General features: G+C 63.6%; 10 protein-coding genes. 7 read left to right on the top strand and 3 right to left on the bottom strand.

Features of this window, described 5'->3' with window-relative positions; translation table 11 throughout:
* The first annotated feature begins 136 nt into the window (after nt 1–136).
* Genes A2J01_RS11125 through A2J01_RS11100 form a run of 6 tightly spaced genes read left to right on the top strand, consistent with a single transcriptional unit; the run spans nt 137 to nt 5,879 of the window.
* Nucleotides 137–1,264, top strand: a complete 1,128-nt coding sequence (locus A2J01_RS11125; protein ID WP_030535652.1) for a TIGR03364 family FAD-dependent oxidoreductase — start codon at nt 137–139, stop codon at nt 1,262–1,264.
* A gap of 25 nt (nt 1,265–1,289) precedes the next feature.
* On the top strand, nt 1,290–1,967 hold the full coding sequence (locus A2J01_RS11120; RefSeq protein ID WP_030535653.1) for a phosphonatase-like hydrolase: 678 nt from the start codon (nt 1,290–1,292) through the stop codon (nt 1,965–1,967).
* A gap of 25 nt (nt 1,968–1,992) precedes the next feature.
* Nucleotides 1,993–3,042, top strand: a complete 1,050-nt coding sequence (locus A2J01_RS11115; RefSeq protein WP_030535654.1) for a 2-aminoethylphosphonate ABC transporter substrate-binding protein — start codon at nt 1,993–1,995, stop codon at nt 3,040–3,042.
* A 2-nt stretch (nt 3,043–3,044) separates the two neighbouring features.
* On the top strand, nt 3,045–4,220 hold the full coding sequence (locus A2J01_RS11110) for an ABC transporter ATP-binding protein (protein WP_064112693.1): 1,176 nt from the start codon (nt 3,045–3,047) through the stop codon (nt 4,218–4,220).
* A complete protein-coding gene (locus A2J01_RS11105) occupies nt 4,217–5,119 on the top strand; it encodes a 2-aminoethylphosphonate ABC transporter permease subunit (protein ID WP_030535656.1) in 903 nt (300 codons plus the stop codon). The genes A2J01_RS11110 and A2J01_RS11105 overlap by 4 nt, the downstream gene beginning before the upstream one ends.
* Nucleotides 5,094–5,879 carry an ABC transporter permease gene (locus A2J01_RS11100; RefSeq protein ID WP_064112692.1) on the top strand — a complete coding sequence of 262 codons (786 nt, stop codon included), beginning with the start codon at nt 5,094–5,096 and terminating at the stop codon, nt 5,877–5,879. The genes A2J01_RS11105 and A2J01_RS11100 overlap by 26 nt, the downstream gene beginning before the upstream one ends.
* A 55-nt stretch (nt 5,880–5,934) precedes the next feature.
* On the opposite strand, the gene A2J01_RS11095 is transcribed toward A2J01_RS11100, so the two are convergent.
* Nucleotides 5,935–7,557: an AMP-binding protein gene (locus tag A2J01_RS11095; protein WP_042450797.1), complete on the bottom strand. Its 1,623-nt coding sequence runs from the start codon at nt 7,555–7,557 to the stop codon at nt 5,935–5,937.
* Between the two features lie 179 nt (nt 7,558–7,736).
* Between A2J01_RS11095 and A2J01_RS11090 the strand changes: the two genes are divergently transcribed.
* Nucleotides 7,737–8,546, top strand: coding sequence for a LuxR C-terminal-related transcriptional regulator (locus tag A2J01_RS11090; protein ID WP_042450799.1), 810 nt, complete (start codon nt 7,737–7,739; stop codon nt 8,544–8,546).
* Between the two features lie 4 nt (nt 8,547–8,550).
* Here the strand turns inward: A2J01_RS11090 and A2J01_RS11085 are convergent, their stop codons facing one another.
* Nucleotides 8,551–10,365 (bottom strand): penicillin-binding transpeptidase domain-containing protein, encoded by a 1,815-nt coding sequence (locus A2J01_RS11085; protein ID WP_042450801.1) that lies wholly within the window; start codon nt 10,363–10,365, stop codon nt 8,551–8,553.
* A 69-nt stretch (nt 10,366–10,434) separates the two neighbouring features.
* Nucleotides 10,435–10,894, bottom strand: a 460-nt coding sequence (locus tag A2J01_RS11080) for a GNAT family N-acetyltransferase (protein WP_156519244.1), incomplete at its 5' end; no start/stop codon positions are given.

Here is a 10,894-nt window from a genome sequence, read left to right as displayed (position 1 = left end):
CGCTCGAGGTCCCCGGCCCGGTGGACGTCTGCTGATTCATGGCGCAAGCGTACAAGAATTCGGTCTATACCAATTGTTAACCTGGAGTTCGTCTCGATTCCCCCTATTGGTCTAGACCAAACGTCACTATCTCTACATGCGAATTTTGATTGTGGGCGGAGGGATCCTCGGAACGGCGCACGCCGACGAGGCAATCCGTCGGGGACACGACGTCAGCCATCTCGAACGTGAGCCCGAAGCCCGCGGTGCCACGGTACGGAACTTCGGCCTCGTCTGGGTATCCGGGCGAGCCCCGCACGAACTCGAAGCTGCGCTGCGCTCGCGCGAACTGTGGGCAGACCTTGCCGCCCGTGTCCCCGGCGTCGGATACCGCCCAGCCGGCTCCATCACCCTCATGCGCACCGAGGAGGAGGTCGCGGTCGCGCAGGAAGCGTTCTCTCGGCCGGACGCCGACAACCGAGGGTTCGCGCTTCTGGATCCCGACGCCGTTCGCGTCGCCAACCCCGCGCTCCGGGGCAAGTTTCTCGGCGGACTGCACTGCACGCTGGACGCCGCTGTCGAGTCACGGCAAGCGCTCCCCGCCATCCGTTCTTACCTCGAATCCACCGGCCGTTACACCTTCCACGCCGGAACGGAAGCCCGCGAGATCACGACGACCACCTCCGGCGCACACATCCGCGACGACCACGGTCGCAGCTTCGACGCCGATCTCGTGATCGTCTGCCCCGGAGCAACACTCGGCGGATTGGCTCGCGATCTCGCCGGCGATCTCCCGTTGCGCCGTGTGCGCCTGCAGATGATGCAGAGCGCCCCACTCGGCGAAAAGCTCACCACCGCAATCGCTGACGGTGACAGCTTCCGCTACTACCCGGGTTTCGCCGGATCTGCCCTCGATCACCTCCGTACAGTACAGCCGCAGGAACCGACTGCCGAGGAGCACCGCATGCAACTCCTGTGCGTGCAGCGCTTGCACGGCGGGCTGACCATCGGCGATACCCACGAATACGAAGAACCCTTCGACTTCGATGTCGACGAGGCGCCCTATCGCCATCTGTCCGGAGTCGTGGAAACACTTCTGGGACGCGATCTTCCGCCAATCGTCAAGCGTTGGGCGGGCGTCTACAGCCAGTGCATCGACCCCTCACAACTTGTTCACCGCGCACAAGCCGCCGACAACGTCTGGGTGGTTGCCGGCCCCGGTGGCCGCGGTATGACGCTCGGCCCGGCACTGGCGGAACAAACCGCCGACCAGCTCGGTCTCTGAATCTCTCCGACAAGAAAGACTTCTCATGTCTCCGATCACCCTTGCCGTTCTCGACATGGCCGGCACCACCGTCGCCGACGACGGACTGGTTCTTCGCGCCTTCGCTGCCGCCGCTGAAGCCGGCGGACTGCCCGCCGAAGGCCCGGAAGCCGACGCCGCTCGCCAGTACGTCCTCGACACGATGGGCCAGTCGAAGATCGTCGTGTTCCGGGCGATCTTCGGTGACGAAGACCGCGCCCAGGCCGCGAACGCCGCCTTCGAAACCACGTACGACTCCCTCATCGACCAGGGCCTGGCCGAGCCGATCCCCGGCGCCGAGAAAGCCATCACCACTTTGCGCGAGGCCGGCATCAAAGTTGCCTTGACCACCGGGTTCAGCCGATCGACCCAGGACAAACTCCTCGTCGCGCTCGGCTGGAAAACCCTCGCCGATCTCACCCTCTCCCCCGCCGAGGCCGGTCGCGGTCGACCGTACCCCGACCTGATTCTGACTGCCCTGCTCAAACTTTCGATCGACGACGTCCACCAGATCGCCGTACTCGGCGACACGTCCAACGACGTGCTCAGCGGCATTCGTTCCGGCGCATCCATCGTCGCCGGAACTCTGACCGGCGCACACGACGAGCAACAGCTTCGCGACGCCGGAGCCACCCACATCGTCCCGTCCGTGACGGAGTTCGCCGAACTCCTCACCCACTCCTGATCTCACCTCCGAAAAAGGAATCGTCATGCGTCTACGCCCGAGCATCGCTGCGGCCGCTCTCGCCGTGTCCGTCCTTTCGTTCACCACTGCCTGCGGTGGCACCGGCACTGCTGCCGGATCAGACACCGAGACCGTCACCGTCTACAGCGCCGACGGTCTGTCCGGTTGGTACAAGGGAAGATTCGACGCCTTCACCGCGCAGACCGGTATCGCCGTCAACCTCGTGGAAGCCGGATCCGGCGAGGTCGTCTCCCGCGTCGAAAAGGAGCAGTCCAACCCACAGGCAGACGTGATCATCACGCTGCCCCCGTTCATCCAGAAGGCCGACGCCCAAGGTCTGCTCGAGCCCAGCGGAATCGACACCTCCGCCGTTCCTGCCGACGAGAAGGACGACGCCGGCAAGTACGTGCCCGTCGTCGAGAATTACCTCTCGTTCATCGCCAATCCGACTGCATCACCCGCCCCACAATCTTGGGACGATCTGCTCACTGACCAGTTCAAGGGCAAGTTGCAGTACTCCACGCCCGGCCAGGCCGGCGACGGCACCGCGGTGCTCTTGCTGCTCCAGCACCTGATGGGTAAGGAAGGAGCACTCGACTACCTCGGAAAGCTCCAGGCCAACAACGTCGGACCCTCGTCTTCCACCGGAAAGCTCCAGCCCAAGGTCAGTAACGGAGAGCTGCTGGTCGCCAACGGTGACGTCCAGATGAACCTCGCCTCCATCGCCGACGACGGATCGAAGTTCGACATCTTCTTCCCCGCTGGAACCGACGGCACTCGCACCACCATTGCACTGCCCTACGTGATGGGCCTCGCCAAGAGCGCACCGAGCAGCGAACAAGCCAAGAAGTTGATGGAGTTCCTGCTCTCCGAAGAATCCCAGAAGACCGTCGCCACCGATGCACTCGGCGTATCGGTCCGCGAGGACGTCCGAAGCGCTGCCGGTGAATCCACCGACAAGAACACGCCTTCCGGAGTTCTGCAGGGCGTCAACGTGTGGACCCCGAACTGGAACGACGTCCTCAGCTCGCTCGACGCCGACATCGCCGCTTACCAGAAAGCCACCGGGAGCTGATCATGGCAAGAACCAGACTGGGGCGGACGCTCCCCGAGACCGTCGGTGTTCACGGAGCGATCGAACATTCTGCTCCGGCCATCACCTTCGATCGCGTCAACGTCGCCTACGGCCGCGGGAAGACCGCAACCCATGCACTCGTCGATTTCAATCTGCGAGTGGCACCCGGTGAGTCTGTGGCACTGCTGGGGCCCAGTGGATCCGGCAAGTCGACCGCCCTGAAGGCCCTCGCGGGATTTGTCCGCCCCACGTCCGGTTCCGTCAAGCTCGGCACCCGAGACATCACCAATCTGCCTCCCGCACAACGCGGTATCGGCGTCGTCGTCCAGTCGTACGCTCTCTTCCCGCACATGCGAGTATCCGAAAACGTAGCCTTCGGACTCCGAGCCCATCGCGTGCCGCGGTCGGAGATCGGCACTCGCGTGGCCGAAGCCCTGGACATGGTCGGGATGTCGGCGTACGGAAAGCGGCTTCCCCGTGAACTTTCCGGCGGTCAACAGCAGCGAATCGCCATTGCCCGAGCGTTGGCAATTCGCCCTGGAGTACTCCTCCTCGACGAACCACTGGCCGCCCTGGATGCTCAACTTCGCGAGAGCATGCTCGGTGAACTGGCGAGACTGCGCGCAGCACTACCTGACACAGCCATGCTCTATGTGACGCACGATCAGAGTGAAGCCCTGGCGCTCGCAGACCGAATCGCAGTGATGCGCAACGCCAGACTCGCGGACATCGACACCGCTGAGGCCTTGTGGAAACGTCCGCCGTCCAGCTTCACCGCGGCGTTCCTCGGGGGTGCCAACCTGCTGCCCTGCACCGTCACACGCGTCATCGGCACCTCCGCGCTGGTCTCGATCGGTGGCACGCCGTTCACTGCTCACGCCCCGCAGCCCGAGATCGGGCAAATCGAATGGGAGTCCGACATGGACGCCTACCTGTGTGTTCGTCCACACGCGGTAGCCGTAACCGGCCTCGGCGCACGAGGATCATTCCCGGCGCGCATCGTCTCGAGCGTCTGGCGCGGTTCCACGACGCGTCTGACGCTGGCTGTACGTGGCCTCGACGATGTCCGCGTCGACGCGGATGTTCCAGGGCACGACGAACGACCGGTCGACACCGAAGTGGGCGTCGTCCTGCCCACGGACGGCAGTGTCCTGGTTCCGGCGGATCGCCACCCATGACGACAACCCTGGAACGCCCCGAAACCGCTGCGCCCCAGCACAAAGACCCGATCGCGTGGCGCCGGATCGGCTGGACGCTGCCACCACTGCTTCTTGTCCTCGTGTTTGCTGTCTATCCCACCGCACGTGTCCTCACGGAATCTCTGAGCACCGCAGATGGCACCGGGTTGTCCAGGTGGTCTTCCGTGGTCGGTTCGGAACTGTTCAGAACCGCGCTCTGGCGGACCATCCAAATCGCCGTGGCGTCGACCCTGGGTTGCCTGATCCTGGGCACCTTCCTCGCCTTGGTGCTTGCCTTCGTTCCGTTCGCCGGATCCAAGGTGGTGGGGCGATTGATCGACACGGTGCTCGCCCTGCCGTCTTTCCTGATCACGCTGGCGTTCACGTTCCTGTACGGGACAGCCGGCGCCGTCAACGCCTTGATCGTCCGCATCACCGGCGATGCGAGCGGCCCACTGAATTTCCTCAACACTCCGTTCGGTGTGATCGCGGCCGAAATCACTTTCTTCACACCCTTTGTCGTGCGTCCGCTATTGGCAGCGTTCACCCAGATTCCGCGTGAACAACTCGACGTGGCAGCCAGTCTCGGCGCGTCACCCGTCCGAGTTCTGCGACAGGTGGTGATGCCGGAAGCGTGGCCGGCCCTCCTGGCCGGTGGATCGCTCGTACTTCTGATGACACTGAATGAATTCGGCATCGTGCTCTTCACCGGAGCAAAAGACGTCGTAACTCTTCCGGTCCTCATCTACACCCGCGGCATTGTCACCTTCGACTTGCCCGGCGCAGCAGTGATCGCGACGGTCCAGGTCGCACTCTCACTCGGCCTGTACTGCCTCTACCGATTCACCTTCAACAGATTGATGGGAGGCAGCCGTGCTGCTGTGGACACGAAGCTCTAGGGCCCTCGTACTCGGATTCTTCACCCTGGTCGTCGCGGTGGTTTTTGTCGCGCCCATCGCCACCGTCGTCGCGGCTGCCTTGGCCGGATCGTGGACCGGTCCACTTCCGTCGAATCTCGGCGGCAAGAACTTCTCCACGGCGCTGTCCGACGAGAACTTCGCCAGCCTGATCGTCAGTTTGCAGACTGCATTCATCGCGGGGGCATTGGCATTGATCGTCGGAACGTGGGCCGCGCTGGCCGCGCGTGAGGCACCGATGTGGCTGCGGCGCATCACCGATGCCGTATTCCATTTACCGATTGCGGTTCCGTCGGTCGCGATCGGCTTGGGTCTGCTCATCACTTTCAACGAGCGCCCGCTACTGCTCGGCGGCACCAAGTGGATCGTGATTCTCGCTCACACGGTTTTGGTGCTTGCCTTTGCCTTCAGTTCCGTATCGGCCGCGCTCGAACGGCTCGATCCCGCCTACCGTCAAGCTGCCGAATCACTCGGCGCCGGCCCGGTGCGGGTGCTGACACGGGTAACGCTACCGATGCTGCTCCCAGCGTTGGGTGCGGCCGCCGGGCTTTCCATCGCACTGTCGATGGGTGAGCTGGGCGCAACGGTCATGGTCTACCCGGCGACATGGAAGACCTTGCCGGTCAGCATCTTCGGACTCACCGACCGTGGCCAGGTATTTCTTGCCGCAGCAAATACGACACTGCTGCTTGCAGTCACACTGGTCGCCCTCATGGTGGTCGGCAGAATTCGTCGGCGCTGACCTTGCTGTGCGCCTTTATTAACCGCCGGGGGTTAATAAAGGCGCACAGCAGGGTTTATCCCTTCCTCAAGATGTACCGCTGAACCTTGCCACTCGGGGTCTTGGGCAGGTTCGGAACAAAGTGCACCGTGCGTGGGTACGCGTGCGCGGCGAACTTCTTCTTCACCAACGTCTGCAGTTCCTTCTCGAGTTCGTCGTCGCCGTCGACGCCTTCGCGAAGAACGACGAACGCCTCGAGAACCTCACCGCGCAACTCGTCGGGCATGCCCACCACGGCGGCCTCGATGACGTGCTCGTGCATGACCAGCACGCTCTCGACGTCGAAGGGACCGATGCGGTAGCCCGCCATGATGATGACGTCGTCGTCGCGCGAGGAGAAGAAGAAGAATCCGTCCTCGTCCGTCATTCCCGCATCACCGGTGATGTACCAGCGGCCGTCTTCGCTGAATCGCTGCTTCGTCTTCTCCGGCGCATCGACGTACCCGGTGAACCACATCAACGGGCTGTTGTGAGTATCGATCGCCACGCGGCCCTGAGTGCGGGCCGGTGCAATGTCATCCGAATTGTCTTCCAGCACAGCGGCAGACCAACCCGGCAACGGACGACCCATGGATCCGGGACGGACATCGTCGCGAAGTCCGTCGGCCCAGGCGTTGACGATGAACATGCCGTGCTCGGTCTGGCCGTAGTGATCACGGACCTCGACGCCCAACGAGTTCTTCGACCACGCAACAACATCCGGAGTCAAGGGCTCACCGGCCGAGGAAGCGCGGCGCAGCGAGATGCCTTCCGGAACGGGAGCCTTGTCGGCACGCAGACTGCGGTAGACGGTCGGAGCGGCGGCAAAATTGGTGACACCGAACTTCTCGATGATCTGCCACGTCAGCGGCGCGGAGAATCCGGCGTGCAGCAGAAGGCTTCGCGTGCCGGCGGCAAGCGGGCCGAGCAACGCGTAGTACAGCCCGTACGCCCAGCCCGGGTCTGCGGCGTTCCAGAACACGTCGTCCTCTCGGACGTCGAGGCCGAACTCCTGGTAGGCGTGGAACGAGGCGAGCGCGCGCACCGGAACCGGCACGCCCTTGGGTGTTCCCGTGGTGCCACTGGTGAACAACTGCACCATCGGTGCGTTGCCGCCGACTGCCTGAGCAGCGCCCTTCGCGTCTTCGGCATCCTGAGCTGCGACAAGTGCGTCGAAGTCCAACTCGTCACCGGCCGCGCCGCCCGCGACGATGACCTGCCATGCTGCGTCGGCGGGGATGTCCTCTCCCGGCGCGAGCTTCTCGAGCTGATTGGCGTCGGAAATGACCACCTTCGCGCCGCTGGCGGTCAAGCGGAAAGCGATGGCCGGCGAAGCGAACGCCGTGAACAAGGGCACGTGGACTGCTCCGCGGCGCCAGATTCCGAGGAGCGCGACCACCAGGTCCGCAGACTTACCCATCAAGGTCGCGACGTTGTCACCCGGCTCGACTCCGAGGTCGGCCAGAGCTGCCGCGAAACGCGCCGACTGCTCACGTAGATGACCGTAAGTGAGGTCCACCGAGCTAAGGTCTGCCTCGACGACGGTGAATGCAACGCCATCCGCGGGATGCCGATCGCAGAGCAATTCTGCGGCGCTGGCATGCGGGGTGTCGTACTGGTCCAGCAGCTCGCGCACCCGTGCGGTGGGATCGGTGCTCATCAACTTGCTCCTTATCGATCGTCGTATGGTTGGCCCGACCGGTTACGTTTGGCGGCTCGTCATACGTACTGTTCACCCCCTATGATCTAGCTCACAAGAGAACTTCACTACCCCCAGAAAGGGGTACCTGCGTGAACCGACATGCTTCGTCACTTCTGCGCCCCCGCGACGGGGACGCAATGCGAGGTGAACTCCGCACAATCGCAGCTCAGGGCGTTGTTCCCGTGCTGTTCGGAGGCGAGGTCCAGGACGGAACCCTGCACCTGAGCGAATTCGTCGGCACCCGCACCAACAACCTCAAGGGCTTGGCCATCCCGCCGCGCTCGGGCATGGGCGGACGCGTCGTAGCCCAGGGTTCACCGATCACCGTCAACGATTACGGCAATTCGCAGTCCATCACTCATCACTTCGACCGTCCTGTTCTCAGCGAGGGCCTGCATTCGATCATCGCCGTTCCGGTCATGGTTTCGGGAAAATCGCGCGCTGTGCTCTACGCCGCGATCCGAGATTCCGCTCCGTTGGGTGACCGCACAGCAGACGTCATGGTCGGCGCATCCCGGCGTCTCGGGATGGAGTTCGCCATCCGCGACGAAGTCGATCGTCGCCTGCAACTACTGCAGGCCGCCGCCGCGACTACCGCCGACGGTATGTCTTCGGAAGAGATCCGCGGAGTCCACGCCGAACTACGCAGTGTCGCCCAGACCGTCACCGACACCGACTTGCAGACCAAACTCCGCGGACTCTCCCAGCGTTTGGCCAACCTGCTCCGTCCCACCGCCGACGCCGAATCCGACGTCACGCTCACCCCGCGTGAAGTGGATGTTCTCTCTCAGGTCGCACTCGGCTGCACCAACATCGAAGCCGGCCAACGGCTTTCCCTTCGCCCTGAAACAGTCAAGAGCTATCTGCGAAGCGCGATGGGAAAGCTGGACGCGAGCTCACGCCACGAAGCCGTGGTGACCGCCCGGAGGTTGGGACTGCTCCCCTGACGGGTCAGTAGCCTTCAGGCAGGGCGGTGAGCATGTCGCGGGTGACTGCGACGGCGTTGTCCGAACTTCCGCCCCGCACAACCAGAGTCGCGAAGGCCAGGTTCCCGCGATAGCCGACGAACCACGCGTGCGATCCCCCTTCGACCTCGGCTTCCCCGGTCTTGCCGTACACCTCACCCTGATCTTCGACGCGTTCTGCAGTACCGCTGGTGACCACGAGTCGCATCATGCCGCGCAGGCCGTCGACCATGGCGGGCGAGATCGCCGGGCGCTCACCGTCGATGGTGGTTTCGCGCCCTGAAATCAGTTGCGGCACCGGAGTCGAACCGTTCGCGACCGTCGCCGCTGCCATCGCCATTCCGAACGGACTGACCACGACCTTTCCCTGACCGAACCCGTCTTCGGTCCGCTGCACCAGGTCCGACGCCGGCGGCACCGAACCGGAATCGATCGGCAATCCCACCACGTTGTAGTCCTGGCCGATGCCGAACTGCGCTGCGGCAGTGGTCAACGTGTCTGGTTGCATCTCGCTGGCCAGCTTGGCGAAGGACGTGTTGCACGAACGCGCGAAGGCCGTTGCCATCGGCACCGTGCCGAGTGAGAACTCGTTGTAGTTGGGGACGCTGCGCTCACCGATCTCGATCCGGCCCGGGCAGGGCACCATCGTGTCGGGGGTCGCCTGACCGGTCGAAATTGCGGCGCCTGCCGTGATGATCTTGAACGTCGAACCGGGCGGGTACTGACCCATCGTCGCGACCGGTCCGTCGCGGTCTGCTGCCTTGTTCTGTGCGACAGCCAGGATCGCCCCACTCGACGGTTCGATGACTACCATCATCGCCTGATCCTTGTTCACGTTCACGGCACGCTGAGCAGCGATCTGAATGTTGCGATCCAAACTGATACTGAACGACGGAACAGGTTGCGGCGCAGTCTCGGTCAGCACATCGGTGTCGACGCCGTTCTGGTTGACCGTGACGACACTCCAGCCGGCTTTGCCGTCGACCTCGTCGATGATCGTCTTCTTGATCTGCCCGAGAAGGTCGGGCGCGAACTCCGGGTCCGTCGAGACGAGATCCGATTCGTCCGAGACAGAGACTCCCGAGATGGCTCCCAGTTGCGCCGATACCTGGTCGTAGTCGTCACTGCGCAGGCGGGTCACCAGATAGTCGCCCTTGACGGCCGTCGAGGATTCGGCGATCGATTGACCCGTCAGCGAAGAATCGAACCGACCGAGAACACTTGCGAGATTGTTTGCGGAACCAATGATGTCGTTGCTCTTGGAGCGATCGAACTTCACTCGGTAGACAATTCCCGGCACCAGGACATCCGTGCCCGAATGCTCGTTGACCCGCGCTCGCGGCGCCGCGGTTGCCCGCAACGACATCGTCTGCTTGTCACCGAGGCGCGGGTGAACGTCCGTCGAACTCCACCGGACGGACCAGTCGCCGTCCTTGCGTCCCATCTGCAGCTCGCCGTCGTACGTCCACACACGGTCTTTCGGAAGGTGCCACTCGTAGGTGTAGCCGACCGTCGCAGTGTCACCGTTCATCTTCACCGACGTGGTCTCGGCAGTCATCGACTCGGCCTGGAGCGCATCCCAGGTGTCACTCAATACAGGACCCGCGGAATCAGGCCGGTCCGTCAGTTTTGCTGCCTCGTCGATATCCCTGTCACCGAACGCACTCAGGAACTGCTGCGCGACGGGCTCGGGGCCGGCGGGTTTCGGAGTACACGAACTGATCCCCACCGCCAAGAAAATCACGGTGCAGGAGGCCAACAGTTGGGCCGAGCGACTACGAGAGAAATGCCGAGTGTTCATCGAGCCCCATAGTAGGGCGACAAATGCTCCACCCAGCGTAGGCGCGACCATTGCACGCAGCTTGTACGGTCAGTCGAGCAGCACCGTCGAGAAGGTCGCGACCTGTCGGAACCCCACCCGCGAATAGGTCGACCGCGCAATCGTATTGAAGCTGTTGACGTACAGGCTCGCAATGCGACCGGTCGCCATGATCGACTCCGCTACAGCCGCTGTACCGGTCACGCCGAAGCCCTGCCCACGAAATTCCGGGTTGACCCACACACCCTGGATCTGGCCACAGCGAGCAGACATCGAACCGACCTCCGCCTTGAAAACGACCTGGCCGTCCTCGATGCGCGCCCACGCTCGACCAGCGGCGATCAGGCTAGCGACACGGTGCCGGTATCCGCGCCCACCGTCGTTGGCACGCGGGTCGACTCCGACCTCTTCGATGAACATCGCGATCGCGGCAGGCAGATAGATCTCGAGTTCGTCCGAGCGAACCTGCCGGACCAGTGGATCCGACGGGCACGCCAGCGGCTCGGAAACC

The sequence above is a fragment of the Rhodococcus sp. EPR-134 genome, assembly GCF_001647205.1.
GTDB classification, from domain to species: Bacteria; Actinomycetota; Actinomycetes; order Mycobacteriales; family Mycobacteriaceae; genus Rhodococcus_F; species Rhodococcus_F qingshengii.
The sequence above is the reverse complement of the archived record's forward strand: the minus strand, read 5'-3'. Positions and strand labels throughout refer to the sequence as shown.

Excerpts from the sequence above, each read along its gene's own strand:
- A2J01_RS11125 (WP_030535652.1), top strand. The coding sequence starts at position 137 with ATGCGAATTTTGATTGTGGGCGGAGGGATCCTCGGAACGGCGCACGCC.
- A2J01_RS11120 (WP_030535653.1), top strand. The coding sequence starts at position 1,290 with ATGTCTCCGATCACCCTTGCCGTTCTCGACATGGCCGGCACCACCGTC.
- A2J01_RS11115 (WP_030535654.1), top strand. The coding sequence starts at position 1,993 with ATGCGTCTACGCCCGAGCATCGCTGCGGCCGCTCTCGCCGTGTCCGTC.
- A2J01_RS11110 (WP_064112693.1), top strand. The coding sequence starts at position 3,045 with ATGGCAAGAACCAGACTGGGGCGGACGCTCCCCGAGACCGTCGGTGTT.
- A2J01_RS11105 (WP_030535656.1), top strand. The coding sequence starts at position 4,217 with ATGACGACAACCCTGGAACGCCCCGAAACCGCTGCGCCCCAGCACAAA.
- A2J01_RS11095 (WP_042450797.1), bottom strand. The coding sequence starts at position 7,557 with ATGAGCACCGATCCCACCGCACGGGTGCGCGAGCTGCTGGACCAGTAC.
- A2J01_RS11090 (WP_042450799.1), top strand. The coding sequence starts at position 7,737 with ATGCGAGGTGAACTCCGCACAATCGCAGCTCAGGGCGTTGTTCCCGTG.
- A2J01_RS11085 (WP_042450801.1), bottom strand. The coding sequence starts at position 10,365 with ATGAACACTCGGCATTTCTCTCGTAGTCGCTCGGCCCAACTGTTGGCC.